This is a genomic window from Luteibacter sp. NPDC104163 (genome assembly GCF_055584245.1).
Window position 1 is genome coordinate 1 of sequence record NZ_JBVJMK010000027.1, and the last position, 25,214, is coordinate 25,214.

Below are 25,214 nucleotides of genomic sequence, written 5' to 3' on the forward strand. Positions count from 1 at the left end.
TTTCGAACGACGAGGACCTGTCTGAGCAGCGAGGGTGGGCGCCAAGGGCTCTTTCCAGAGACGTCAGAGCGCTAACGCGATGGCGAAGCCGAGCACCGCGAAGCCGAAGGCGAGCCCGCTCGACAAAACACGCATTCGCGCAAGCGAATGATCCAATTACAACGCCGGCGCGAAATCCGTGCGGCGGCGGCGGTGCGCGTTGACGTTGGCCAGGCGCGCCAGCGCCAGCAAGCGCGACGTGCGCATCCACGCCACCACGATCACCCCCACCTGCACGATCAGGAACGCCACCAGCGTGCCGCTGCCCGCCGCGACGGTATGCCCGCGCCACGACGCGATGAACAGCGCCAGGATCGAACCCACCAGCGTAATCACCAGATACACCAGCAACGTACCGAACGGCCGGCGGATGAACTGCATGAAGCCCCGGCCCAATGCACGGAATGCCGAACGCAACGTCACATCCGCGATGTACGCCGCGCGCGCCGACTCCACGATGCACTGCACGATCACGAACACCAGCAGCGTCACGCCCAACGCAACGTGAGCCCACATATCCGCATCAGACTCCAGGAACGCCGCGTCACCCTTGTCCGCCGCGAACGACGACAAACCGTTCGCCGCCATGCCGAACAGGACATACGGCACCAGCGAAAGGATCAGCAGGCGCAGCATGCGGCCGTATTCCGTGGCGCCACCCTGCAGCAGTGCGCCGAAGCTGAGCGCCCGGCCCGCACGGCCGCCCGCCACCACCATGCCGGTGAGGAACGGCGAGATCGCAAGCGTAAGCAACACGCCGCCGAAGAACGCCATGCCCGTCCAGTGGTTGTCACGCAGGCCAGCCATGACGTCGGTGAACATCAAGCCCTCGAAGTGGCTGGCGTAGCGATCAGCGTGGACGCTATGGCCCAGCATCCCATCCAGCAGGCTCCAGAAAGGCAGCGCCACGACCAGCGTCGGCAGCAGGGTGATCAGGATCCACAGCAGCATCACCCGCCACTGCAGGCCACCCAGTGCGCCGGCACCCAGCGCGGCGAAGGCGGAACGTTTGACCTGGCCGTTCATAGGGTCACCAGCAGGCTGTAGATGCCCTGGAACAGGGCGGCGAAATCGGAGGTCCAGCGGCGCGTGGCGGCGTGGTTCGCCTCCAGCGTGCGGCTATCGTTGAGCTTGTTGGCGTCGAGGTAGATCTTCTGTTCCGGATCCAGCTCGGCCGACTTCGCCTTCACCGGCTTGGTGAACACGAAGCGCGCCCAGCGCCGCTGGTCGTCCCAGCGCACGGTTTCCACGGAATCGTCGGCGAAGGTCACCTTCAGCACCTGCGGCACGGGCGAGCCATCGCGCCACACCGTCACGATGGTGCGATACGGGAACGGCCCGGTGCCCTCCTTCGCGTCCGGGTGCGCCTTCTTCCAGGCATCGCGCTGCTTCTCGATCGCATCGTCGTTGTCGTCGCTGGAAAGCTCCACGCGCTTGCCGTCCTTCATGGACACGCCGGCGAGCGGCAGCACTTCGTCGCTGGTGAGGTCCTTCACCGAATCGTCGATGCGATGGGTACCGTAGACGTACTGCTCGAACACCTGCGCGACGACCTCGGGCTTGCCCGACACTTCGGCAAGGGTGGCCTGCAGGTCGCCGATGGACGGGTGGCGGAAATGCCAGGTGGCGTAGTACTGGCGGAAAGCTTTCTCCGTCACGTCCTTGCCCAGCCGCTCTTCCAGATCGTGCATGGCCGTGGCCGTGCGCGAGTACACGGTGTTGTACTGCCCGCTCGAGAGGCGATCCCATGAGTTCTGGCCCAGCGGGTCACCCGGGTGGTTCAGCGTGGCGATCATGCGCTCAAGCTGGAACACACCGATCGGCGGCTGTACGCCGAAGAACTGCCAGAGCGGCTTGGTGAGCCACACATCCTGCTTGCGTTCGCGCAGCATGCGGTCGTCCCAGTACTCGTTCAGGCCCTCGTCCAGCATGGGCTCTTCGAACTCGTTGGACGCCAGCAGGCCATAGAAATAGCCGTGGCCGAATTCGTGGATCGTCACGAAATCGATGAACCATTCCGACAGGTTGCCGTGCTTGTAGTCCTTCGCGTAATCCGCCGTGAAGAACGTCGGGTACTCCATGCCGCCCGCCTCGCTGGCGTTGAACGGCGGCACGACGGCGGTCACGGTCTTGTAGGGATACGGGCCGAGCGTGTTGGAGAAATAGGTCAGCGAATCCGTGGTCGCCTTCTGCACCGGCTTCGCATCGATCTCGTATTCCGCCGGGTAAAGCACCTTGACCTTCACGGCCGGGCTCCCCGGCCCGTTCCAGGTCGTTTCGATCGTCTTGAAATCGGGCGCGGCCATCCAGGCGAAATCGTGCACATCGGCCTGGATGAAGTGCCAGGTCAGGTCGTTGCCTTCCGGCACCGGATCACCCTGCTGCTCACCCACGGCCGCCACGGTGTAGGCCTTGGGCACGGTCATGCGCACATCGAACTCGCCGAAGTCGGCGAAGAACTCACTGTTGAAGTGGAACTCGTGGACGTTCCAGCGCGGCTCCGTAGCGCCCCGCTCGCCTGGCAGCTCAAGCACGCCGATCTTGGGGAACCACTGGGCGACCAGGTTGAACTTGCCCACGTACCCCGTGCGTTCGATGACCCGGGGCAACTGGCTGTGGAACGCCATATCCAGGGTGACGCTGCCGCCCGCGGGGACCGGCTGCGCCAGATCCACCCGGACGACGGTGTGGTCGGTGGCCGGGCCGTTATCCGGGTGCACGAAGGTCCATTTCAACGACGCACCATCCTGCTCGACGTGCTGCAGGTCGATGTAACCCCATTCACCCTTCTTGACCTTGCCGACGCCACGGGTGTCGCCTCCGCGCGCCAGCACGTTGCGTTCGGTGAAGAAGGTGCTGCCCTCTCCTTCGAAGGCGTTGAGGTACAGGTGCAGGAAGATCGCGGCGACCGGCCGGTCGCTGCGGTTGCGCCAGGTCAGCTGCTGCTGGCCATCGACGGCATGCTTGTCCGCATCGAACCGGGCCTGGATGCGGTAGGACACCACGCGGTCCGAGAGCGTGGCTTCGCTGCCGGTACGCGGGCCGCCCCATGCGGTGGGCGCGCTGGGCGTGCGCACGAAGGCGGCATGCGGCGAGGCGAACGGGATTTCGACCGGCACCGCCGGTGGGGCTACCGAGGTCGCGGCGGCCGGCGCGCTGACAGCCGGAGCCTGGGGGGTGGCGGGCGGCGGGCTCTGTGCCCATGCGGCGGTCGCGCAGGAAAATGCGCCCGCCATGACAAAACGAACAACCCTGGCTGCCTCGCGGCGCATGCGTGAACCCTCCCCTTTAATCCAGCGAGATTGCTGAGGTCACGCGTTGCCGTCAAGCCTTCAGCCAGCGAAAGGACGTTCCCGCATCCACTTGGTGACGATCCACTTCTCCCCGGCGATCACCGGCGCGCCACCGTGCAGCGAGAGCGGGTCCAGCGAGCCATCGGCGGCGGCGTATTCGAAGTAGAGGCCCTGGCCCTTGCGCGGGACGTAACTGAAGTCGATGCGCGGGAAAATGGTCTCGCCGCCGGCTGCCACGTCGTCCAGGTACATGATCAGCGTGGATACGCGCTGCCCGCCGGTGGCGATGTGTGGCGCGCTGCCCTTCTGGTCGGGTGCGAAGTAATCGTAGTGCGGCATGTACTCGCCGCCGACGCCATAGCGCATGACCTGCAGGCCCTCGCCGTGCTCCTCGGTGAGCTGCATGATCGCGGCGGTACGGGCGTCGATACGCTGGACCAGTTCGTTCTCCGCCCGGTGGAAGTACGCGCCTTCGCTCGTGCGGATATCCATCACCGTGTTGCTGCCCGAATCCGGTGCTACCACCGCCGAACGGGCCAGGCGCGAGCGCGCCATCGCCACCATGCCGTCGCATTCCGCGTCGTCCAGCACGTTGTCGAGCACCGCGATGACGGGCCGCGCCACGCGCACGAGCACCCGGATGTCGCGATCCGGCGTCCGGATGACGTGGCCTGGCACCAGCCGGCTCGTGAAGTCGCTGCCACCCGCTTCGACGGACGCCGGAGGCGCCGCGCCACCGAAGACTGCGTCGGCGATGGCCTCGCGGGCCACGCGCTCATCGAACTGATGCTCCTTCATGGTGGCGAGGAGGTCGGCGGGCGCATTGCCGCCCGCCAGCGCTTCGCCAATCCAGCGGTGCCAATCCGGCGTAACCTTGGTATGTCTGCGTGCTTGCATGCTGCCATTGTGCATTGACCCGGGGGTTCCATGCAGTCCATCGTCCGCACGTCGCTTATCGTCGCCTTGTCCGCCTTCGCCACCATTGCCTGGGGAGCCAGCATGACGCACCACGCCAAGGGCCGTTTCGACGTGAAGATCGCGCCCACCGGCCAGCCCGATGCCGGGCCGGGATCGGTACTGGGCCAGATGAGCCTGGAGAAAACCTTCCACGGCGGCATGCTCGGGACCTCCAAGGGGACGATGCTCACCGCGTCCAGCGTCGAGAAGACCGACTCCGGGGTCTACGTGGCCGTCGAGCGCTTCAGCGGCACCGTCGACGGCAGGAAAGGCAGCTTCGCCCTCGCCCATCGGGGCGTGCAGGCCAATGGTGGCCGCGAGCTACTGATCACGATCGTGCCGGATACCGGCTCGGACGAGCTGAAGGGCATCGCGGGAACCTTCACCATCGACATCGCCGCCGATGGCACGCACAGCTACGACTTCAGCTACACCTTGCCCGATTGATCCCCGAGCCAGGCCAGCTTTTTCGCCTTGGGCAGCCGTTTCACCTCGTGTTCGGCACGCGATGCGGCCGAGCGGTCGGCGAACGGCCGCGCACCCAGCAGCTTCACCGGCGGGTTGGCGCGCGTATAGCGCGCGCCCTTGCCGGCCACGTGTGCGGCGTAGCGGGCCTCGAGGTCATTGGTGATGCCGGCGTACCAGCTGCCGTTCCGGCATTCGATCAGATAGACGTACCACATAGCCAAAGCATACCGCCCCCATGAGCTACGACCTCGCCGTAAACCTCCCCCTGCGCGCTGCGCCCACCGCGCGGCTGCGCGAGGCACTCGCCACGTTCCCCCTGGACGACCGCCTGCTCGGCTACCCGGCGCCCGAGGGTGGCCTGGCCGTTCGCGAGGCGATCGCCGGCTGGATGCGCAGGCATGGCGGGTTCACCGCCGTGGACCCGCGCCGGCTCGTGCTGACGATCGGCGCGCGGCACGGCCTGGTGCTGGCCCTTGAAGAGACCTGCGATCCCGGCGACACCCTGCTGATGGAAGAGCTGACGTTCCACGGCTTCCGCCTCGGCGTACTCGCGCACGGGGTGCGGCCCGCGGCCGTCGCGGTGGATGACGAAGGCATGCGCCCGGATGCCCTGGAGGACGCGGTACACCGCACGGGTGCACGCATCGCGTACGTCCAGCCTACGCTGCACAACCCCACCACCGGCACGATGTCGATGGCGCGCCGCGAAGCGATCGTCGAGGTTGCGCGCCGGCTCGACCTCACGCTGATCGAGGGCGATGTATACGCCGCGATGGGCTGGCAGGGTGGCGACGCATTGCCCGCACTGGCCGAGCTCGCCCCGGAACGGGTGCTGCATGCCGGCGGCATGGGCAAGGTGCTCGGACCCGGCCTGCGCATCGGCTGGCTGCTGGCGCCGGACGAAGCGACCCACCTCCGCCTCACCGAATCGATCCAGCTTGCGACCGACGGCCTGGCCCCGTTGCTGCCCGCCATCGTTGCCGGCTGGATGGCCGATGGCACGGCCGATGGCCTCCTCGACACGCTCGCCGCCTCCATGCGCGATCGCAACATGCTCGCCCGCGAAATCCTCGGCGGCGCACTGCGGACCAATGGCGGCATGCATGCCTGGCTGCCACGCGACGATGCCGACGACGTGTATGAGCGCGCACGCGCGGCGGGCGTGCTGGTGACGCCACCCGTTCCGTTCAACGCGGAGGGTGGCATCGGTCGGGGCCTGCGCGTATGCCTTGGCGCTGAAGAAGGGCCCGCGCGACTGGAACAGGGCCTCGCGGCGCTGGCCGCGGTGCTCTAGGCCTTCTTCACCGCGGTCAGCTTTTCCAGCGCCTTGCCTACGGCTGCGAAGGCGAATGCACCGGTGACGTGCGTGGCGGCACCCAGGCCGCCACCGCAATCCAGCTTCAATGCATCGCTACCCGGCGGGCGCACGCCACACACGCTGCCATCGGCCTGCGGGTACTGCACGTTCTGGAGCGAATAGACCGCCGACACGCCGAAGAAGCGATCGGGATTGCGCGGGAAGTTGTGTTCCTGGCGCAGCCGCTTGCGGATCATGCTGAGCATGGCGTCATGCTCCGTGCGCGACAGGTCGCGCACGCGGATCGCCGTCGGGTCAGTGCGCCCGCCGGCGGAACCCACCGTCACCAGCGGCACCTTGCGGCGCCGGCACCAGACGATCGTCTCCAGCTTGACCTTCAGCGCATCGCAGGCATCGATCACGACGTCGTAGTTGCGATCGAGCAGCTCATCCAGCGACGACGGCGTCAGGAAGCGCTCCATGGCTTCCAGCCGGATCGTCGGGTTGATCGCATGCGCGCGCTCGGCGATGACGCCGACCTTGGGCTTGCCGTATTGGCCATCCAGCGCATGCAACTGGCGGTTGGTGTTCGACAGGCAGACGTCGTCGCCGTCGATCAGGGTCAGCCGGCCGATGCCGCTGCGCGCCAGCGCTTCCGCGGCCCACGAGCCCACGCCGCCGATGCCGATCACGCAGACGTGCGCGTGGGCGAGGCGGTCCAGGGAGCCGCGGCCATACAGCCGCTCGATGCCGGCGAATCGTTCGGCCTGGGCCGTACTCACGTGAATCTCGGGGTGGGGTTGGATGTGCATTATCTCATATTGAAACAACAGGCCTGTCCGCTATGCTGGCGGCCACGCTAAGCCATGGAAAACCGATGCGCGCGCTGCTCCTTGTCGTGCTGGGCCTTGCCGTTGGCGCGCTGGGCGCCACCTTCGCCATCTCGGCCCTGCGCCAGGCCACCCCGTTCCATGCCGGTGTCATGGCGGTGATGCAGCACCACATGGGCGCGCTCCGCGCCAACGTGCGGGCGAACCAGTGCGATGCCAAGGGCTCCGCCGTCCGCCTCCAGCGCCTGCGCCAGACGGCCGGGGATATCGGCGAGGCCTTTCCTGGCATGGAGCCGGGCTTCGGCGAGGACGCCGCGCGGCTCGTGACGGCGCTCGATGCGGCGACCGCCGCACCGCCGGCGACCTGCGAAGCGCTGGTCGCGGCCCTGAAACCGGTCGGCGATGCCTGCTCGGCCTGCCACCAGCGCTACCGTTGAGCCCGCGCCTGATGTCCATGCCCGCCCCGGACGAACAGCCACCGCCGCGCCAGCCCTACCTGAAGCTGCAGCTGTGGCTGCTGCTGCGCGCGCTGGCTCGCTTCGAGACCACGATGTGGCTGCGGACGCGCTATTCCCAGCCCAAGATGGTGGCGATCGGCGTGGTGGGCAGCTTCTCCCTCGCCGTGTATTACCCGATCTGGGCCTACCTCTTCCCCCAGCCGTACGAGAACCTGCCGATGCGGCTGGCGTGCAGCGCCGCGTTCATCCCGCTGGCGTTGCTGCCCTGGTGGCCACGGCGCCTGCGCGCCTACCTGCCCACCTACTGGTACTTCGCCATGACGGTGGCCATGCCCTTCTTCGTGGGCTACATGACCCTGCGCAATGCGACGCCGCCCTGGCTCATGACCCACATGGCCTGCGTCATGTTGCTGATGATGCTGTTCGATATCGCCAGCTTCCTGCTCGTGTTCAGCGTCGGCAGCATCCTCGCCAGCGTGGCCTTCCTGCTCTCGCCCGGCGCGCAGCTGCACGCACAGACCATGCTGGAATACATCCCCCTGCTGCTGTTCGGCATCGTGGGCGGCGCCACCTGCACGGTGTCATCCAACATGGCGGAGCAAAGCCGGATCGACGCGCTGACCGCCACCTCGAACAACATTGCCCATGAACTACGGACCCCGCTGGGCTCATTGCGCATTGCCGCCCGGGCGGTCGCGCGCTACATGCCCGACCTCATCCGCAGCCATCGCCTGGCCGAGGGCGAGGGGCTGGCCGTTCCCGAGATGCGCGCCCAGAACCTGCATGCGCTGGAGCGCAGCATCGGGGTGATGGAGCGGGAGGTGACCTACGCCAACACCATCATCGACATGCTGTTGCTCTCCGCCCGGCCCATCGGCGAGGTCCCGCTGACCCTGCTGGGTGCGCGCGAGTGCGTCGAACAGGCCCTGCGCCGCTTCCCCTATGGCTCCCGCGCCGAGCGGGAACGGATTACCCTCTCCCCCACGGGCGATTTTCCCCTCCTGGGGGAGGAGACCCTGGTGGTCCATGTGCTCTTCAACCTGCTCCGTAACGCCCTGTTCCATACCGACCGGGCGGGCAAGGGAGAGATCCGGGTGTATATAGAAGCAGGCGAAAACGGCAATCACGTCCGGGTCCACGACACCGGCCCAGGCATACCGCCGGACGTACTTCCCCGTATTTTCAATCGTTTTTATTCCTATTCCAGCGATAGCGCCGGCACGGGCAACATCACCGGCCTCGGGATAGGTCTCGCTTTTTGTCGCGCGGCGATGGAGCATATGGGCGGAGGCATCGTTTGCCGCACCAACCTGGGTGAGTTCACGGAATTCACCCTTACGTTCCCGATTACGGAGGCCGGGGTCCGGCAGTGATGACGCTGAACTCGCAGGGCGATATCCAGCCCTTCCATTTCCCGACGACCACGGTGCTCGTGGATGACCACGAGGAATACCTCGACGTCGTCCCGTTGCTGCTCGACCCCATGGTCCGGGTCCGCACGTTCAGTTCGCCGCGCAGCGCCCTGGCCACCCTGGGCAACAACGGCAGCCGTCCCGTGCCCGGCGGTGGCTGGCTCTACCGCTGGAAGGACCGGCCCTCGGAGACCCAGGAACTGGTCGCCCTGGACATCGATTCGATCCACCGGGTCGTCTACGACCCCGAGCGGTTCGCCGAGATCTCGGTCGTCGTGGTCGACCAGGCCATGCCGGAAATGGACGGCATTACTTTTTGCAAGCGCTTGCCGAATCCGCATATTGGCAAGATCCTGCTGACAGGCCGGGCGGACGACGCCACGGCCATCGACGCCTTCAATTCGGGCGTCATCGATCGCTTCATCCGCAAGAACGACCCCCTGGCCATCGAAAAGCTGCAGACCGCCATCGTGGAACTGCAGCGGCGCTATTTCGAACGGGCCAGCGCGTTCGTGGCCGAAACGCTGGCGCTGGGCAACTTCCGCTTCCTGCGTGACCCCGCGTTCCGCGATGTGCTGCAGAGCGTCACCGCCACGTTCCAGCCGGTCGAGTGTTACGTCCACTGCAACCCGACGGGCCTGCTGCTGGTTGACGCGTGGGGCATCGGCCGGTTCCTGCTGGTCCAGACCGACGAGGACCTGCGGACGCACTACGAGATCGCCTCGGACCTGGGCGCGCCCCCGGGCGTGCTCGAGGCCCTGCGCAGTGGCGAGGCCCTGCCTTGGTTCAATTCGCGGGACGGCTTCTACCACAAGGGCGTGGAGAACCCGGAGTCGCACATGTATCCCGCAACCGCCGTATCGGGCGAGCAGTGGTACTACTACGCCCTCATCGATGACGTGGAGCGTTTCCGCCTCCAGCACGTCAAGTCATACCGCAGCTGGCTGCGCGAGCAGGACCTGAGCCTGTCCGCCGATAGCCGCCCGCGCTTTATCTGACCCTGACCCGAACGACCACGCGCTGATCCCCTGGCTGCCGGATACACCGGCACCATGGGACGCGTGTGCCTATATGCTCGCCAGGTGATCGCGGCGGCGGCCAGGGTGCGGCCGCGCGATCTCCTTCAACCTGGCAGGGCTCGCGCCCAGGCCCTTTGGCCGGCGCGGATTGCCTCTCTCGTTTTCGCGCCTGCCCCAGGCGAGGCCGGCGCGCGCGTGTCGTCGTGAGACGACGCCGTGGATATCGCCTGTCCTTAACCAACGAGAGAAAGCCACGCCATGGAAAACGTTTCCGTCCTGCATCCCATTGCCCGTGCCCCGCAGCTTCCCGACTTCGTCCAGCGCCGCGTCGAACAATTTCACCGCGAACGCGTCGCCATCGACTGGGGCGGTCGTCACATTTTGCGCGGCCGCAAACCGCGGCCGGATGACCTGATGTTGCAGAGCAATGACTACCTCGCGATCGCGGGCCACCCCGCGATCGTCGAAGCACAACGGGATGCCCTCGCCTCCGGCGGCCTCGGCATGATGATGTCGGCCCTGTTCCAGCAGGATGCCGACGAACCGCTGCACCGCGTGGAGAGCGAACTCGCCCGGGCTGTCGGCACGGAAGACGGCATCCTTGCCCAGTCCGGATTCGCGGCCAACGTGGGCCTCATCCAGTCCATCGCCGGTGAGCGCGTCCCGGTGTACGTGGACATGCTGGCCCACGCGTCGCTCTGGGAAGGCATCCGCAGCGCGGGTGCCAAGGCCGTCTCCGTCCTGCACAACGACGTGCAGCACCTGGAACGGCAACTGCTGCGCCACGGCCCCGGCGTCATCGTGGTCGATAGCGTCTACAGCACCAACGGCAGCCTGTCGCCGTTGCTCGATATCGCCGATCTTTCCGAAGCCCACGGTTGCGTCTTCGTCGTCGACGAATCGCATTCGCTCGGTACGCACGGCGCGCGTGGCGAGGGCCTCGTCGCCAGCCTTGGCCTGAATGACCGGGTGCACTTCATCACCGCCAGCCTCGCGAAGGCGTACTGCTCGCGTGCGGGCTTCATCGCGTGCACCACCCGTTTCAAGGACTACTTCGGCTGCGAGGCGCTCCCCGCGATCTTCAGCTCGTCGCTGCTTCCCCATGAGCTCGCCGGTATGTCGGCCTCGCACAAGGTCATCCAGACCGAAGGCTGGCGCCGCCAGCGCCTGCGCGAAGTGACCCGCCACGTCCGGCGCGAGCTCACCGCCATGGGCTTTCCCATCGGCGACGGGACCGAGCAGATCATTGCCTTCGAAGCGGGACAGGAAATCCTCACGGGGCACGTCCGCGATGTCATGGAGACACACCGCGTCTTCGGATCCGTGTTCAGCGCGCCGGCCACCACGGTGAACCGTTCGCTGTTGCGCCTTACGTTGAACGCCGGCATGGACGACAGCGCGGTGGAACACCTGCTGGATGCCTGCCGCGCCGCGCGGGATGACCTGGACCTGCCCGCGTGGAGCGCGACACGTCGGTTGCGCAAGGAGGAAGCACGGGCCGCGGCCGAAGTCGCCTGAGCCTGCGTGGTGCGCGTCCGCCAGCGCTACCCGAGCGTGACGCGCCCGCGCAGGATGTCCCAGAACATCACCCAATCGCCCATCAGGCTGTAGAGCGGATGCTTGAACGTCGCTGGGCGATTTTTCTCAAAGATGAAGTGCCCAATCCACGCAAACCCGTAGCCACCCACGGGTGCCAGCCACAACCAAGCCCAGTGGCCGGTCGCGAACGCAAGCACCAGGGCGGCAAGTACGACAAGGCTACCGGCGAAGTGCATGCGCCGGCAGCGCACATCGGCGTGCTCACCAAGGTAGAACGGATAGAACTCGCGGAATGAGGCGAAGGTGGCCATGGACGGCTCCGCGTCAGTAGGTAGGGAGCGGGATGCGTTCGTGCTCATCACCCGGGACGATGGGGAACCGCCCCGCGTGACCGGACCAGTCAGCCTTGGCGGCTTCGATCAGTTCCTTCGAACTGGCGACGAAATTCCACCACAGATGCCGCTCGCCATCGAGGGGCGCCCCACCAAACAGCATGACGAGCGCATCCTCGGTGGCTTCGAGCACCGGCGGTTCGCCGTCGTGGGCTACGGCCATGTCCAGCGCGTTCAAAGCGAGCCCATCGAACCGCGCGGACCCTTCGACCACATACACGCCCCATTCCGCGTGCTGCGCGGGCATCGGTATGCGTGCTCCCTTGCGCAGGCGCGCCTCCACGAAAAACATCGGTGCGAACACGCGCACCGGCGAGGTCACGCCGAACGCTTCGCCTGCAATGACGACAAGGCGGCCGCCATCGACATCGACCTTAGGCAGCTCGGCCGCGGCGTGGTGGTGGAACTCCGGCGCCATTTCCTCATGGTTCTTCGGCAGGGCCACCCACACCTGGATGCCATGCAGCTTCTGGCCGTGGTGCCGCTCATCCGGCGGTGTGCGCTCGGAATGCACGATGCCGCGGCCCGCGGTCATCCAGTTCACATCGCCCGGGTGGATATCCACGAGGCTGCCGAGCGAGTCACGGTGCCTGATCGCGCCGTCGAACAGCCAGGTGACCGTCGCCAGGCCGATATGCGGGTGCGGACGCACATCCATGCCACTGTCCTCACCGAAATCGGCCGGGCCCATCTGGTCGAAGAACACGAACGGGCCGACGTGGCGTGCCTTCAGGTGCGGCAGCATGCGGCGCACCTTGAAGCCGTCGCCAAGGTCGCGCTGCTTGCCTTCGATGAAGTCGGTGGTCATGGCGTAACTCCGTTGAACATGCGCGCAGGTTAGCGCATGCGCGTCGGCATGCCTTGCACGTTAAGAGGTAGTCGCGGAAAGCCAGTCGTGGATGCGCGAGGCGATCGGCACAGGCACCTTCATCCAGGCGAAATGGTCCGCCTTCGCGCCGGCGAGTTCGTCCGGACCGATGACCTCCGTGCGGCACGGTGCGCGAGGCATCTTGTCCAGCAGGAAGGCTAGCGAGGTTTCCGGACCGAGCCAGTCGTCGCGCAGGCGCAGCGCAAGCACCGGCGCTCGCTGGCCCTGCAAGGCAGCCTCGAGGTCCGTGGACATCCCGCGCGCGGCGTAGCGACCCGTGCGCCCACTGCGCGCCCAATCCGAGATCACGCCGCGCGCCTCGTTGCCGCCAAAGCCAATCTGCCGACCCGGCAGCCGGCCGACCAGCCGGGCGAGCGCCGGCGCGGCGACATAGGCCAGCCCCACCCATGGATGGAAGCGGCGCCAGTACGGTGCGCCGCTGGCGACCAGGATGATCCCGTGGAGGTCCAGGTCCGTGACCGACGCGAGCAACGTCGAGAGCTGGCCGCCGAGGCTATGCCCGCCCACGCACAACCCGACGCCTGGAAACGCCTTAGCCAGTGCGGAGAGGCTGGTCGGCAGGTCGTCGGTGATAAGGGTGCGGTAACCCCAGTTCGAACGGCGGTCGGCCCGCTGGTCGCTGGAGCCATGCCCCCGCCACTCGTGGATGCCCACCGCGACGCCCAGGTCCGCAAGCGCCTGTGCCAGCGGCTCGTAGTGGCGCGCAGCCACGCCGAGGGCGGGCACCCAGAGCAATGCGGCACGCGGCGCGCCAGGCGGACTGAACAGCAACAGGTCGGCTCGCGCGCCGTCAGCCATGCGCAACGGCATGACCGAGCGCCCCCCGACCGTATCGGGCTCACTCATGCGAACTTTCCGGGGCCTTAAAATGGAAAAGCTCCCCCGGCGACAGGGGGCCGGGGGAGCCAACGTTCTTGCAAGGTCGGCTGGACGGAGCCAGCCGCAAGGGCATTACATGGGCTTGACGTTGTCAGCCTGCGGGCCCTTCTGGCCCTGGGTCACTTCATACTCGACCTTCTGGCCTTCCTGCAGCGACTTGAAGCCGTTGCCCTGGATGGAACGGAAATGCACGAAAACGTCGGGGCCACCACCGTCCTGGGTGATGAAGCCGAAACCCTTCGCATCGTTGAACCACTTCACCGTACCTGTTGCCATCACACACACCTCTAGACTCGCACTCGAAAACCCGGCTCGAAAGCCGGCGACTTACTGGGCATGCAGGACCGGGTGAGGCGATGGAGCGTGATCAACGAACGCGCGCACATCGGGCCACTCTCGTGACCGCGCAAACACAGTACGACCGATCATAACCACATTCTTCGTGGATTCTGTAGGGGAATGCCTACACAGGACGTTTTTTTGACACCGATCACGCGCGTAGGCGTGAAGGAAATGCGAAATCAGCGAATTTCCTAGGACATTTTCATTCTTTGCACGCAAAAAAAGAGCCCGGCTTGCGCCGGGCTCTTTCAGACAGGACGGTTGTCCGAAGGCTTAGGCCTTCTGGACTTCCTCAGCCTGCAGGCCCTTCTGGCCGTTGACGACCTTGAAGGAGACCTTCTCGCCTTCGGCCAGCGACTTGAAGCCGTTGCCCTGGATGGCGCGGAAGTGGACGAAAACGTCCGGGCCGTTCTCACGCGAGATGAAGCCGAAGCCCTTCGCGTCGTTGAACCACTTCACGGTGCCGATTTCACGATCCGACATATGTAACACTCCAAACGGAATAACTAATTGAATAACCAGCAACTTTTAGATAGTTGCCGCTTACTGGTGTGCAAGGAAACGCGAGGAGCGAAGCGATGTGGCAGATCCGTGATCAGCGGCATCGGGTCAACGGAACTCTATGACCCCGGCAAACACAGCGGGCGGATCATACCTGTCCCCGCGGAAAATAGCGATGGAGCCGTTTACCCGGGTTTCCCGTTCGTGCTAACGCAATAACGTTACGTTCACCCGTAATCGGGCAAATCGTTGGTCGCGTCGCACCCCCCGGTGCGATTCCCGTCCACCATCGAACCTGCTCCGCAAAGGGGGAACCGACACCATGGCATCCATTCTCAACCGCCTCGCCCCGCTGGCCATCTGCGCCATCGCCCTGGCCGCCTGCTCGGACAACAAGCCGAAGCCGGCGACGACCCAGAACGTGACGGCCAGCCCGTCTTCGCAGTCGACCACGAAGACCGCCACCACCAGCGTCACCAAGGTGCCTGCCGCGAAGGGTACGACCGCCGCAGCCGCCGCCAAGGGCGGCCCCCTGCCCAGCAGCACCGGCATCGCCGCCTGCGATGAATACCTGGCCAGCTACAAGACCTGCCACCTCGCTGCGGGGATCTTCGCCCGCGATCAGATCGAGCCGCGCTACGAGATGATGCGCGAGAGCCTGCTGCGCCAGTCCCAGGACCCCGACATGCGCGACCAGCTGCAGAACCGCTGTACCTCATTGGCTAACCAGTTGAAGGACGCCCTGCACGGCAAGTCCTGCGCGGACACGCCCGCTCCGGCTTCCACCCGCTGATCAGGCGGCGCATGCCAGCCTGAGCTGCATGCGCAAGCCCTTCGGCTGCGCGCCCTCGATCGATACGCGCGGCGTGCCATGCCACGCCGCGCATTCGCAGATCGCCATCGCGACGTCTTCGATCAAGGCTGGCGTGAGGCTCACGCCTTCCTCGATCCAGACACCGAGTACCTGGAACAGGCCGTCGTTTCGATGCGCCTTCGCATCAAGCCGGCCCACGAGGCGGCCGCGATGCAGGATCGGCAGCACGTAGTACCCGAAACGACGCCTGGCCGCGGGCGTGTACGACTCGATCGTGTATTCGAAGCCGAACAGTTCCTGGGCCCGCGCACGATCCCACACGAGCGGATCGAACGGGGAGAGCAGCGTTGTACGCGTGGCGCGAAGGGTATTCGCGACCGCCCTTTCCAGCAGGCCCGCGTGGCTGGCGTGGACGTACGCAGGTTCGTCCCAGCCGTCCACATCGACGCGCAGCAGGGTCCCTTCCGCGACCAGCGGAGCCAGCTCGGCGTCCGTAACCCGCGGCTTGAGCCGGAAGTAATCCGCGATCCAGCGCGCGCGGGTGATGCCCAGGGCCTGCACGCTGCGCGCGATGAAATGCGTGCGCACGACCGCTTCGTCCAGCGCGCCCTCCGGCGGAGGTACGGGCCAGCGTGAGGTGACACGCTCGGCCAGGTCGTAGACCCGCTGGAAACGTTCGCGCCGCAGCACCATCAGCTGGCCGAGGGCGAACCACGCTTCGAGCCATTTCTTCTCGGGTTTCCAGCCCCACCAGCCCTTGCTCGCCGGCGCGTCGCGCTCGAAGTCGGAAGCGCGCAGCGCGCCCTCGCTGCGGATCCGCGCGAGCAGCGCATCCATGTCGTTGCGCGCTTCGGCGTGCGTGCGCTCGGCGAGCTTCTGCGCCCAGTGCCCCGCGCGGCCAAGCCGGTAGTCGCGATGAAAATGGAATTCGCGCGATGGCACGAATGACGCCTCGTGCGCCCATGCTTCGGCGAGATGGCCATCGGCGAGCGCGTCATCGAGCCACTCGTTCCGGTAGGCGCCAAGCCGCGAGAACAGCACCATGTAAGGGCTGCGCGCGACCACGTTGATCGTATCGATCTGCAGCAGGCCCATGCGGTCGATCGCCGCGGGAACATCCGCCTTGCGCGCCTTGCGCGTGGCCCGCTGGAGCAGCCCCTGTGCAGCGAGGTGGAGCAGCTGCGCGGAACGGTGCGAGAGCCGGATCACGTTGCCTGTGGAGGTCTCGTCGGATACGCGTGACGCCACGGTGGAGGCCTTTTCGCAGTTGGGCCACCATTAAATCGCTCCTTGCTAGCGTCGGCAATGAGGTCGCAGGCCATGCCTTGCGATGCCCTACCACGCTACCTAACGGAGGCTTTCGATGAAGATGCAAGTACGCGCCGTGACCTTCGGCGCTTCACTGCTGCTGGCAGGCGCGGCGTTCGCCCAGACCGCCCCCGCCAACCAGACGCCGCCGCCTCCGCCGCCCGGCCAGACGATGCCTGCGGATCCGTCGCAGGCACTGCCGCCCCCGCCGCCGGGCGAGGCCACGCCTCCGCCGCCGCCGGCCGATAACCCGGCGAGCCCGGGCATGCCGCCACCGGCTGCGGCAGCGCCGCCTCCGCCGCCTCCCCCGCCGCCGGCTCCCCCGGGCCCGCCCCCGCCGCCGCCCCCGGGTGGTGATACCGGCACCGCCGGCATGACCGGCGGCACCACGATGCCCACGCCGCAGGGTCAGGTCCAGGTGAACAGTGGCCCGGCTCCGGCCAAGCCGGCTGGCCCCGCCCCCGACTTCGCCACGCTCTCGGGCGGTAAGGGTTACATCACCGCCGAGCAGGCGTCGGCTTATCCGTTGTTGGCGAATGACTTCCAGTACGCCGACAGCAACCGCGATGGCCGCATCAGCAAGGCCGAGTACCAGAAGTGGGTCGCGCATTCGGGCGCTGGCCAGTAAGCACCATGGCGGGAAGCGGCCGCGCCGCTTCCCGCCTTGTTTGCTGAACGCGCTCGCGTTTGCACGTTCTTCACACGTTTGCGGCAGATAAACTCCCGGGTCGCCGTGCCGGCTGGTCCCAGGGAGTTACTGAAGATGAAACGAATCCATGCCGTAGGCGCGCTTGGCGTCCTCGCCTGCCTGCCTGTCGCGCAGGCGCTCGCGCAGAACCCGAGTCCCATGGACATCCGTGCGTGCTCCGCGATCGAAACCGACTCGCAGCGCCTGCTTTGCTACGACAAGGCCGTGGGTCGCACGCAGATGCCCCAGGCCGCGAAGAAGGAAGACCAGAAGGCGAACTCGGTGAGCGTCGACCTCGCCACGCGTGACTCGGGCAACGTGGCCCGGCCGCTTTCGCTGCTCGACAGCCGGTGGGAACTCTCGCCGGAATCCAAGCTGGGCACGCTGAACCTGCGTGGCTACAAGCCAACGTACGTCCTGCCGTTCTTCGGTACCACGAACCAGAACGATACGCCGCACAGCCCTGCCCCGGACCACACGGTCACGACGCCACAGAAGCTCGACAACGTCGAGGCGAAGTTCCAGATCAGCCTGAAGACCAAGGCCGTGGAAAACCTCTTCGGCGACAACGGCGACCTGTGGGTCGGTTACACCCAGTCATCGCGCTGGCAGGTCTACAACAAGGACAACTCGCGCCCGTTCCGCGAGACGAACTACGAGCCGGAAGCGCTGCTCGTCTTCAGCACGCACTACAACATCCTGGGTTGGGATGGCCGGCTCGCGAGCATCGGCATCAACCACCAGTCGAATGGCCGCGCCGATCCGCTCTCGCGCAGCTGGAACCGCGTCGTCGCCGACGTGGGCTTCGAGCGCGAAGGCTGGACGGTGATGCTGCGGCCGTGGTGGCGGATCCCGGAGGCGCGCAAGGACGACGACAACCCGGACATCGAGGATTACATGGGCCGGGGCGAAATCCAGGTCGTCCACGAAGTGGGGCGCAACGAGTTCGCGCTGACGGCGCGGCACTCGTTCCGTACGGGAGACCGTTCGCACGGCTCGCTACGTGGTACGTGGAGTTTCCCGGTGGTGAACAACCTGCGTGGTTATCTCGAGGTGTTCAACGGATACGGCGAGAGCCTGATCGACTACAACCACCGGGCTACGTACCTCGGCGTGGGTGTGTCGTTGCTTGACTGGTACTGACGCCATCGCGTGCAAGCACGCTCCCACAGGTATAGCCGGCTGTTGTGGGAGCGCGCTTGCGCGCGATTCAGGCCACGCAGGCCTTAGTGGTGGTGACCACCCTCGCCGTGCACGTGGCCGTGCTGCAGCTCTTCGTCGGTGGCTTCACGCACGTTGGTGATTTCCACCGCGAAGTGCAGGGTCTGGCCAGCGAGCGGGTGGTTGCCGTCGACGGTGACGTTATCGCCTTCGATCTTCGAGACCGTGACGTTGATCGAACCCTGGTCGTTGCGGCCCTGGAACTGCATGCCCGGCTCGAGGTTATCGACGCCCTGGAACGCCGCCTTCGGCACGACCTGGATCAGTTCCGGGTGACGCGGGCCGTAGCCCTCTTCCGGGATCACGTCGACCTTGAACTGGTCGCCGGCCTGCTTGCCTTCCAGCGCCTTCTCCAGACCCGGGACGATGTGGCCTTCGCCATGGATGTAGGCGAGCGGCTCGCGACCTTCCGAGCTATCGATGACGGTGCCCTGGTCGTCGGTCAGCGTGTAGTGGAAGGAAACGACGTTGCGATTGCCGATCTGCATGAATTTCTCGCTCTGGGAGGGGGGGATGAAGGCAGGAGGCGCCTCCGTGCCCTCCAAGGCTAGGGGACAGCTCCGCCGGGTGCAAATCGGCAAGGTGGGCGGATGCTGCGGCGCAACCCGCCGCGAGGGCACAATCTGTTAATTTCGCGGGCTTTCCCCTACCCCACGCTGCGTCACAGGGAGCCCCATGTTCGACTGCATTCTGATCGCCAACCGTGGTGAGATCGCCTGCCGCGTGATCCGGACCTGCCGCCGCCTGGGCATCCGCACGGTCGCCGTGTACTCCACGGCCGACGCCGACGCCCAGCACGTCCGCCTGGCGGATGAGGCCTGGCCGATCGGTGGCCCCCGCCCGGCGGAGTCCTACCTGCGCGGCGACGCGATCATCGAGGTCGCCAGAAAAACCGGAGCGCAGGCCATCCATCCGGGGTATGGGTTCCTTTCCGAGAACACGGATTTTGCTCGCGCCTGTACGGCTGCAGGCATCGTTTTCATCGGGCCGTTGCCGGAGAGCATCGACGCCATGGGTTCCAAGGCCGCGGCCAAGGCGCTCATGGAAACGCACGCGGTGCCGCTCGTACCCGGCTACCACGGCGCGAACCAGGATCCCGCGCACCTCGCTGAAGAGGCAGGGCGCACCGGCTTCCCGCTGATGATCAAGGCGGCCGCCGGTGGTGGTGGCAAGGGCATGCGCATCGTGCGCGACGCCGCGGCGTTCGCCGAGGCGCTGGCGTCCGCCCAGCGCGAGGCCGCCAATGCCTTCGGCGACACCCGCGTCATCCTCGAGCGTTACGTCGAGCACCCGCGCCACATCGAATTCCAGGTGTTCGGCGACACCCACGGCAACATCATCCACCTCAACGAACGCGAGTGCTCGGCGCAGCGCCGTTACCAGAAGGTGCTCGAGGAAACGCCGTCGCCCTTCCTCGATGCGGGCCGACGGGCGCGCATGGGTGCCGCCGCGGTCGCCGCCGCGCGCGCCGTGAATTACGTCGGCGCCGGCACGGTCGAATTCATCGTGGGCCAGGATGGCGAATTCTTCTTCATGGAGATGAATACGCGCCTGCAGGTCGAGCACCCGGTGACCGAGGAAACGCTCGGGCTCGACTTGGTGGAATGGCAGCTGCGTGTCGCCGCCGGCGAGCCGCTGCCGCTCGCGCAGGAGCAGGTGCACGCCCGTGGCCACGCGATCGAAGTGCGCCTTTACGCGGAGGACCCGGAGGCGAACTTCCTGCCGGGCTCGGGCAAGCTGCTCGCGCTTACCCTGCCCGCGCCGTCGCGGCACGTGCGACTCGATGGCGGCGTGGTCGCCGGAGACACGGTCACGATCTTCTACGATCCCATGATCGCCAAGCTGATCGTCTACGGCGAAGACCGTGCCGACGCACTGGAGCGCCTGCGCGATGCGCTGGCGCATACCGAGATCGTCGGGCCCAAGTCGAACGTGGCCTTCCTCGAGCGCCTCGTCCGCCATCCGGTGGTCGTCGAGGGCCGTATCGACACCGGCTACCTCGATCGCCACCTCAATGAATTCCTCGCCGCCGATAGCCGTGCGGGCGATACCGAACGGTTCGCCGCCGCGGTGGCCATGCTGATGGCCGACGAGGCCGAGCACCGCAACGCGGCACACGATCCGCATTCGCCGTGGGGCGCCGCCGACGCCTGGCGCCTCGGCCATCCCGGCAAGCGCGTCGTCGCGCTGATGGAGGGCGAGACCCGCCACGAGATCGATGCCCACGGCCACGCCGGGCATTACGTCCTGCGCCAGGGCGATGCCCAGGCCACGGTGGCGGGAGCGCGCCTCGGCAGCGATGCCCTGTCCGCACGCTTCGACGAACACGCCCAGCGCATCCCGCTGGTCGCCACCGGCCCGCGGGTTCGCGTCCACGACGCCGAAGGCGCCCGCTGGACCTTTGAACGCGCACCCGCGTTCGCCTGGGCCGGTGCGGCAGGCGATACCGCGCGCCACGTCGTCGCGCCCATGCCCGGCCGCATCGTGCTGGTGCGCGCCGCCCCGGGCGATACGGTGGAAGAAGGCCAGGAACTGCTCGTGATGGAAGCCATGAAGATGGAACTGGCCTTGAAGGCACCCCGTGCCGGCCGCATCGAATCGATATCGGCCGCGCAGGGCGATTTCGTCGACGCCGACAGCGTCCTCGTCCGCTTCGCCGAATCGGCCTGACCGGAGCTCGCATGAACACCTCGAACCACGTCCGCATCGTCGAAGTCGGCCCGCGCGATGGCCTGCAGAACGAAAAGGCGATGCTCGCCGCCGCGGTGAAGATCGAACTGATCGACCGTCTTTCGGAGACGGGCCTGCAGACCATCGAGGCGACGAGCTTCGTCAGCCCGAAGTGGGTGCCGCAACTGGCCGATGCCGCCGAGGTCTTCACGGCCATCCGCAAGGCCGCCGGCGTGGTGTATCCCGTGCTGGTACCCAACCTGCAGGGTTACGAGCGTGCGCGCGAGGTCGGAGCGACGGAGGTGGCGGTGTTCACCGCGGCCTCGGAAGCGTTCAACCGGAAGAACATCAACGCCAGCATCGACGAATCGATCGATCGCTTCGTGCCGGTGATGGAGCGCGCGCGTGCCGACGGCGTCGCGGTGCGCGGCTATGTCTCCACCGTGCTGGGTTGCCCGTACCAGGGCGAGGTTCCCGTCGCGGACGTGGTCCGCGTGGCAAAGCGCCTGCATGACCTCGGCTGCCACGAGATTTCGCTGGGCGACACCATTGGCGTGGGTACGCCCGCGAAGGCACGCGCCATGCTGCGCGCCGTTGCCAGCGAAGTGCCCATGGCCGCGCTGGCCGTCCATTTCCACGATACCTACGGCCAGGCCCTGGCCAACATCCTCGCGTGCCTGGAAGAAGGCGTGCGCGTCGTCGACAGCGCGGTCTCCGGCACCGGTGGCTGCCCGTACGCGAAGGGTGCGACCGGTAACGTGGCCAGCGAGGACGTGGTGTACATGCTGCATGGCATGGGCATGACCACCGGCGTGGACCTCGACAAGCTGGTGCAGGTCGGCGCGTGGCTGGCCACGCAGCTGGGCAAGGACACCGCGAGCCGCGTGACGCGGGCGCGCACGGCGGCCTGAGGCAGGCTGGATCGCGCGCAAGCGCGCTCCCACAAGGATCCGCGGCCGTGATCTTGTGGGAGCGCGCTTGCGCGCGATTCCCCCCGCGGCCCGGTGACGCCACGCCCTCGCCCATGGCAGCATCGGCGCATGGCCTCCTCAGACCCCCTCCTCCGCCCCATCGAACCCCGCGACGATGCCCAGGTCGCCGCGGTGATCCGCGCCGTCATGCCCGAGTTCGGTGCTGACGGGCCAGGATTCGCCATCCACGATCCCGAGGTCGACCACATGTCCGCCGCGTATGCGGGCGACCGCAAGGCGTACTTCGTCGTCGAGATCGATGGAAAGGTGGCCGGCGGCGCGGGCATCGCGCCGCTCGAGGGTGGTGACGCGGAAACCTGCGAGCTGCGCAAGATGTACTTCCTGCCAGCCGCGCGCGGCACGGGCGCTGCCTCGCGGCTGATGCGGCTTTGCCTCGATGCCGCCCGTCGCGAAGGCTTTTCCCGCTGCTATCTCGAAACGCTCACCGGCATGGATGCGGCACAGGCGGTTTACCTCCGCCATGGCTTCACCCGGATCGATGCGCCGATGGGCGGTACCGGGCATTTCAGCTGCGACCGCTTCTACCTGCGCAGCCTCAACGATGGCGATCTCATCGTCGCACCTAGGCCGCCGTCACTCGCCTTCGCAATTGACGACCCGGCACGTGCGGATGTCCTGCCGCTCATCGAACAGCTCCACGGTTACCTCTCCGACCTGGACCGGCACCCGGTGTCGCCGGCCGTTACCGTGGAAAGCCTGCAGCGGCCGCACGTCACGTTCATGACCGCACGCGTCGACGGGATTCCGCTCGCCTGCGGCGCGGCCCTGGACGTGGGCGACTACGTGGAACTCAAATACATGTACGTGCTCCCGGCATGCCGCGGCATGGGGCTGGGCAAACAGATGCTCGAAGCGCTCGAGGCGCAGGTGCGCTCGGCGGGCGGCCGGCTGGTTCGCCTGGAAACCGGCACGGCCCAGCTGGAATCGATCGAGTTGTATGAGCGCTCCGGCTATCGGCGCTGCCCGCCCTTCGGCGATCATCACGCCCACCCCGGAAGCATCTTCATGGAAAAACCCCTGTGATCCGCATTGCCACCGAAGCCGACGCCGCCGCCTGCCACGCCATCTATGCGCCGGTCGTCGAAACCAGCGCCATCACCTTCGAAACCGAGTTGCCGGGTGAAGCGGCCATGGCCGAGCGCATCCGGACGCGCCTGCGCAACCACCCCTGGCTCGTGTGGGAAGAGGAAGGCGAAGTGATTGCGTACGCGTACGCCGGTCGTTTCCGTGAGCGCGCCGCGTATGACTGGATCGCCGAGACCTCCATCTATGTCCATGAGAAGGCGCGCCGCCGCGGCATCGCCCGCCGCCTCTATGCGGTGCTGCTGGACGCCATGCAGCGCCAGGGCATCAACCAGGCCGTGGGCGTCATCACCCTGCCCGGCGACACCAGCGTCGCCATGCACGAAGCCATGGGTTTCGCGCCCGCCGGTGTCTGGCCGAAGGCCGGCTACAAGCTCGGCCGCTGGTGGGACGTGGGCGTGTGGAGCAAGTTCATGAGCGAACCCGCGGTACCGCCGGTACCCGTCGTCCCGTTCGCCACGCTGGCCGCCCAGGGCGGCCTGGATGACCTGCTGGGCTGATGCGCGGCGCCCTTCTTGTGGGAGCGGGCTGTGGGAGCGTGCTTGCACGCGATGGGTGCTTGCCGTACACCCATCGCGCGCAAGCGCGCTCCCACGGTCCGAGCACGGCCAGCTCACTTTTGCGGCGGCGCGGCAGCGCCTGACGCGCCGGCTCGGCTAAACTCGGCGTTTTCACCCGCATCCCCGGAGTTTCCATGCAGCTCGATCAGGTCAAGGCCGTCATTACCGGCGGCGCATCCGGTCTCGGCCATGCCGTCGCCCAGCGCCTCGTCGCCGCCGGCGCCTCGGTCGCCCTCTTCGACGTGAACGAAGAAAAAGGCCAGGCCGCCGTCGCCGCGCTCGGCAGGCACGCGAGCTTCCAGCGCACCGACGTCACCTCCGAAGAGGGTGTCACCGCCAATGTCGCCGCCGCCGCCCAGGCCATGGGTGGGCTGAACCTGGTGGTGAACTGCGCGGGTATCCTCGGCGCGGGCCGCGTGCTGGGCAAGGAAGGCCCCATGCCGCTGTCCACCTTCAGCACCACCGTGATGGTGAACCTCATCGGCAGCTTCAACGTCGCCAAGGCCGCCGCGCAGCTCATGCAGGGCAATACGGCTGGCGAAGACGGCGAGCGTGGCCTCATCGTCAACACGGCATCGGTCGCGGCCTATGAAGGCCAGATCGGCCAGGCCGCCTACTCCGCCTCCAAGGGTGGCGTCGTCGGCATGACGCTGCCCATGGCCCGCGAACTCTCCCGTTTCGGCATCCGCGTGAACACGATCGCCCCGGGTATCTTCTGGACCCCGATGGTCGATGGCATGCCGCCGCAGGTCCAGGAATCGCTGTCGGCGTCGATCCCGTTCCCGTCGCGCCTGGGCAAGCCGGAAGAGTTCGCCGACCTCGTCGCCTTCCTCATCGGCGCACGCTACGTCAACGGCGAAACGATCCGCCTCGACGGCGCAGTGCGCCTCGCTCCGAAGTAATCCCATCCACACAGCACCGGCATCGAAGCCATGAAAGCATCTGACGTCAAGAAGGGTAACGTCGTCGAACACGACGGCACCGTGTACCAGGTTCGTGATATCGAACGCAGCTCGCCCAGCGCGCGCGGCGGCAACATCACCTATCGCTTTACGCTCTACTCCATCCCGGGCAGCCGCAAGTTCGACCTGAGCGTGCGTTCGGAAGACGACCTGAAGGAAGTCGACCTGGCCCGCCGCCAGGCCAAGTTCTCGTACATGGACGGCGAAGCCTTCGTCTTCATGGACGACGAGGACTACACCCAGTACACGCTCGACGCGAACGTGGTCGGCGATAACGCCGGCTACATCGTCGAAGATGCCGAGGGCTACTACGTGCAGGTCATCGACGATGCCCCGGTCGGCCTGCAAGTACCGAGCAGCGTCGTGCTCACCGTGGTCGATACCGCGCCGGAACTGAAGGGCTCGAGCGCCACCAAGCGCAACAAGCCGGCCAAGCTCAGCACGGGCATCGAGATCCAGGTGCCGGAGTACATCACCAACGGTGAGAAGGTGACGGTGAATACCCTCACCGGCGAATTCTCGGGCCGCGCCTGATGAACCGCGCGGGGTGGAATGCCATGCAGCTTCCACCCCGCCGCTTCGCTCGCCGTCCAGTCAGGAA

27 protein-coding genes and 1 pseudogene are annotated in these 25,214 nt (G+C 66.8%); 16 read left to right on the forward strand and 12 right to left on the reverse strand.

Annotated elements, in window-relative coordinates; all coding sequences use genetic code 11:
• Positions 1–156 precede the first annotated feature (156 nt).
• Genes ACZ6YI_RS20745 through ACZ6YI_RS20755 form a run of 3 tightly spaced genes read right to left on the reverse strand, consistent with a single transcriptional unit; the run spans position 157 to position 4,229 of the window.
• Complete coding sequence (locus ACZ6YI_RS20745) at positions 157–1,065, reverse strand: hypothetical protein (protein WP_465780281.1); 909 nt, start codon at positions 1,063–1,065, stop codon at positions 157–159.
• Positions 1,062–3,311, reverse strand: a complete 2,250-nt coding sequence (locus ACZ6YI_RS20750; protein ID WP_465780282.1) for a M1 family metallopeptidase — start codon at positions 3,309–3,311, stop codon at positions 1,062–1,064. Before ACZ6YI_RS20750 ends, ACZ6YI_RS20745 begins: the two co-directional genes overlap by 4 nt.
• A gap of 60 nt (positions 3,312–3,371) precedes the next feature.
• Positions 3,372–4,229, reverse strand: coding sequence for a 2OG-Fe(II) oxygenase (locus ACZ6YI_RS20755; protein ID WP_465780283.1), 858 nt, complete (start codon positions 4,227–4,229; stop codon positions 3,372–3,374).
• A gap of 30 nt (positions 4,230–4,259) precedes the next feature.
• On the opposite strand from ACZ6YI_RS20755, the gene ACZ6YI_RS20760 reads away from it, so the two are divergent.
• The gene (locus tag ACZ6YI_RS20760; protein ID WP_465780284.1) at positions 4,260–4,736 is read left to right on the forward strand and encodes a DUF3224 domain-containing protein; all 477 of its coding nucleotides are present in this window, start codon (positions 4,260–4,262) and stop codon (positions 4,734–4,736) included.
• On the opposite strand, the gene ACZ6YI_RS20765 is transcribed toward ACZ6YI_RS20760, so the two are convergent.
• Positions 4,718–4,972 carry a GIY-YIG nuclease family protein gene (locus ACZ6YI_RS20765; RefSeq protein WP_465780285.1) on the reverse strand — a complete coding sequence of 85 codons (255 nt, stop codon included), beginning with the start codon at positions 4,970–4,972 and terminating at the stop codon, positions 4,718–4,720. The two genes, ACZ6YI_RS20760 and ACZ6YI_RS20765, sit on opposite strands and share 19 nt — an antisense overlap.
• A 20-nt stretch (positions 4,973–4,992) precedes the next feature.
• On the opposite strand from ACZ6YI_RS20765, the gene ACZ6YI_RS20770 reads away from it, so the two are divergent.
• On the forward strand, positions 4,993–6,051 hold the full coding sequence (locus ACZ6YI_RS20770; RefSeq protein WP_440324318.1) for an aminotransferase-like domain-containing protein: 1,059 nt from the start codon (positions 4,993–4,995) through the stop codon (positions 6,049–6,051).
• Here the strand turns inward: ACZ6YI_RS20770 and tcdA are convergent.
• Positions 6,048–6,866, reverse strand: a complete 819-nt coding sequence (tcdA, locus tag ACZ6YI_RS20775; protein WP_465780286.1) for a tRNA cyclic N6-threonylcarbamoyladenosine(37) synthase TcdA — start codon at positions 6,864–6,866, stop codon at positions 6,048–6,050. The two genes, ACZ6YI_RS20770 and tcdA, sit on opposite strands and share 4 nt — an antisense overlap.
• Positions 6,867–6,931: 65 nt before the next feature.
• On the opposite strand from tcdA, the gene ACZ6YI_RS20780 reads away from it, so the two are divergent.
• The 4 genes from ACZ6YI_RS20780 to cqsA all read left to right on the forward strand — a co-directional run bounded on the left by ACZ6YI_RS20780 (position 6,932) and on the right by cqsA (position 11,291).
• Complete coding sequence (locus ACZ6YI_RS20780) at positions 6,932–7,321, forward strand: cytochrome c (RefSeq protein WP_465780287.1); 390 nt, start codon at positions 6,932–6,934, stop codon at positions 7,319–7,321.
• Positions 7,322–7,332: 11 nt separating this feature from the next.
• Positions 7,333–8,715, forward strand: a complete 1,383-nt coding sequence (locus ACZ6YI_RS20785; protein ID WP_465780288.1) for a sensor histidine kinase — start codon at positions 7,333–7,335, stop codon at positions 8,713–8,715.
• Positions 8,715–9,752: a response regulator gene (locus ACZ6YI_RS20790; RefSeq protein ID WP_465780289.1), complete on the forward strand. Its 1,038-nt coding sequence runs from the start codon at positions 8,715–8,717 to the stop codon at positions 9,750–9,752. The genes ACZ6YI_RS20785 and ACZ6YI_RS20790 overlap by 1 nt, the downstream gene beginning before the upstream one ends.
• Positions 9,753–10,031: 279 nt before the next feature.
• On the forward strand, positions 10,032–11,291 hold the full coding sequence (gene cqsA / locus ACZ6YI_RS20795; RefSeq protein ID WP_465780290.1) for an alpha-hydroxyketone-type quorum-sensing autoinducer synthase: 1,260 nt from the start codon (positions 10,032–10,034) through the stop codon (positions 11,289–11,291).
• 26 nt (positions 11,292–11,317) lie between these two features.
• Here cqsA and ACZ6YI_RS20800 read toward each other — a convergent pair whose 3' ends face one another.
• From ACZ6YI_RS20800 to ACZ6YI_RS20820, 5 genes are all read right to left on the reverse strand, one after another.
• Positions 11,318–11,623 carry an Mpo1-like protein gene (locus tag ACZ6YI_RS20800; RefSeq protein ID WP_440324306.1) on the reverse strand — a complete coding sequence of 102 codons (306 nt, stop codon included), beginning with the start codon at positions 11,621–11,623 and terminating at the stop codon, positions 11,318–11,320.
• A 13-nt stretch (positions 11,624–11,636) separates the two neighbouring features.
• Entirely contained in the window at positions 11,637–12,512 is an 876-nt protein-coding gene (locus ACZ6YI_RS20805; RefSeq protein WP_465780291.1) for a pirin family protein, read from the reverse strand.
• Between the two features lie 60 nt (positions 12,513–12,572).
• Positions 12,573–13,439 carry an alpha/beta hydrolase family protein gene (locus ACZ6YI_RS20810; RefSeq protein ID WP_465780292.1) on the reverse strand — a complete coding sequence of 289 codons (867 nt, stop codon included), beginning with the start codon at positions 13,437–13,439 and terminating at the stop codon, positions 12,573–12,575.
• 105 nt (positions 13,440–13,544) lie between these two features.
• Positions 13,545–13,748 (reverse strand): transcription antiterminator/RNA stability regulator CspE, encoded by a 204-nt coding sequence (gene cspE, locus ACZ6YI_RS20815; RefSeq protein WP_440324300.1) that lies wholly within the window; start codon positions 13,746–13,748, stop codon positions 13,545–13,547.
• Between the two features lie 339 nt (positions 13,749–14,087).
• On the reverse strand, positions 14,088–14,297 hold the full coding sequence (locus tag ACZ6YI_RS20820; RefSeq protein WP_036111834.1) for a cold-shock protein: 210 nt from the start codon (positions 14,295–14,297) through the stop codon (positions 14,088–14,090).
• Positions 14,298–14,637: 340 nt separating this feature from the next.
• Here ACZ6YI_RS20820 and ACZ6YI_RS20825 point away from each other — a divergent pair, with 340 nt between their 5' ends.
• Positions 14,638–15,108 (forward strand): hypothetical protein, encoded by a 471-nt coding sequence (locus ACZ6YI_RS20825; RefSeq protein ID WP_465780293.1) that lies wholly within the window; start codon positions 14,638–14,640, stop codon positions 15,106–15,108.
• On the opposite strand, the gene ACZ6YI_RS20830 is transcribed toward ACZ6YI_RS20825, so the two are convergent.
• On the reverse strand, positions 15,109–16,377 hold the full coding sequence (locus tag ACZ6YI_RS20830; RefSeq protein WP_465780294.1) for a winged helix-turn-helix domain-containing protein: 1,269 nt from the start codon (positions 16,375–16,377) through the stop codon (positions 15,109–15,111).
• A 115-nt stretch (positions 16,378–16,492) separates the two neighbouring features.
• On the opposite strand from ACZ6YI_RS20830, the gene ACZ6YI_RS20835 reads away from it, so the two are divergent.
• Entirely contained in the window at positions 16,493–17,065 is a 573-nt protein-coding gene (locus ACZ6YI_RS20835) for an EF-hand domain-containing protein (RefSeq protein WP_465780295.1), read from the forward strand.
• A 135-nt stretch (positions 17,066–17,200) separates the two neighbouring features.
• Positions 17,201–18,268, forward strand: coding sequence for a phospholipase A (locus ACZ6YI_RS20840; RefSeq protein WP_465780296.1), 1,068 nt, complete (start codon positions 17,201–17,203; stop codon positions 18,266–18,268).
• 83 nt (positions 18,269–18,351) lie between these two features.
• Here the strand turns inward: ACZ6YI_RS20840 and ACZ6YI_RS20845 are convergent, their stop codons facing one another.
• On the reverse strand, positions 18,352–18,834 hold the full coding sequence (locus tag ACZ6YI_RS20845; protein WP_440324290.1) for an FKBP-type peptidyl-prolyl cis-trans isomerase: 483 nt from the start codon (positions 18,832–18,834) through the stop codon (positions 18,352–18,354).
• Between the two features lie 187 nt (positions 18,835–19,021).
• Here ACZ6YI_RS20845 and ACZ6YI_RS20850 point away from each other — a divergent pair, with 187 nt between their 5' ends.
• The 7 genes and pseudogenes from ACZ6YI_RS20850 to efpL all read left to right on the forward strand — a co-directional run bounded on the left by ACZ6YI_RS20850 (position 19,022) and on the right by efpL (position 25,147).
• Positions 19,022–21,016, forward strand: a complete 1,995-nt coding sequence (locus tag ACZ6YI_RS20850; protein WP_465780297.1) for an acetyl/propionyl/methylcrotonyl-CoA carboxylase subunit alpha — start codon at positions 19,022–19,024, stop codon at positions 21,014–21,016.
• A gap of 11 nt (positions 21,017–21,027) precedes the next feature.
• Entirely contained in the window at positions 21,028–21,927 is a 900-nt protein-coding gene (locus ACZ6YI_RS20855; RefSeq protein ID WP_465780298.1) for a hydroxymethylglutaryl-CoA lyase, read from the forward strand.
• A gap of 129 nt (positions 21,928–22,056) precedes the next feature.
• Positions 22,057–22,545, forward strand: a pseudogene (locus ACZ6YI_RS20860) (GNAT family N-acetyltransferase); the annotation flags it as partial.
• Positions 22,546–22,695: 150 nt separating this feature from the next.
• Positions 22,696–23,031, forward strand: a complete 336-nt coding sequence (locus ACZ6YI_RS20865) for a GNAT family N-acetyltransferase (RefSeq protein ID WP_465780309.1) — start codon at positions 22,696–22,698, stop codon at positions 23,029–23,031.
• The gene (locus ACZ6YI_RS20870; RefSeq protein WP_465780299.1) at positions 23,028–23,591 is read left to right on the forward strand and encodes a GNAT family N-acetyltransferase; all 564 of its coding nucleotides are present in this window, start codon (positions 23,028–23,030) and stop codon (positions 23,589–23,591) included. The genes ACZ6YI_RS20865 and ACZ6YI_RS20870 overlap by 4 nt, the downstream gene beginning before the upstream one ends.
• A gap of 194 nt (positions 23,592–23,785) precedes the next feature.
• Positions 23,786–24,553, forward strand: a complete 768-nt coding sequence (locus ACZ6YI_RS20875) for an SDR family oxidoreductase (protein ID WP_440324283.1) — start codon at positions 23,786–23,788, stop codon at positions 24,551–24,553.
• Positions 24,554–24,583: 30 nt separating this feature from the next.
• Positions 24,584–25,147 carry an elongation factor P-like protein EfpL gene (gene efpL, locus ACZ6YI_RS20880; protein WP_440324281.1) on the forward strand — a complete coding sequence of 188 codons (564 nt, stop codon included), beginning with the start codon at positions 24,584–24,586 and terminating at the stop codon, positions 25,145–25,147.
• Positions 25,148–25,214: the final 67 nt, after the last annotated feature.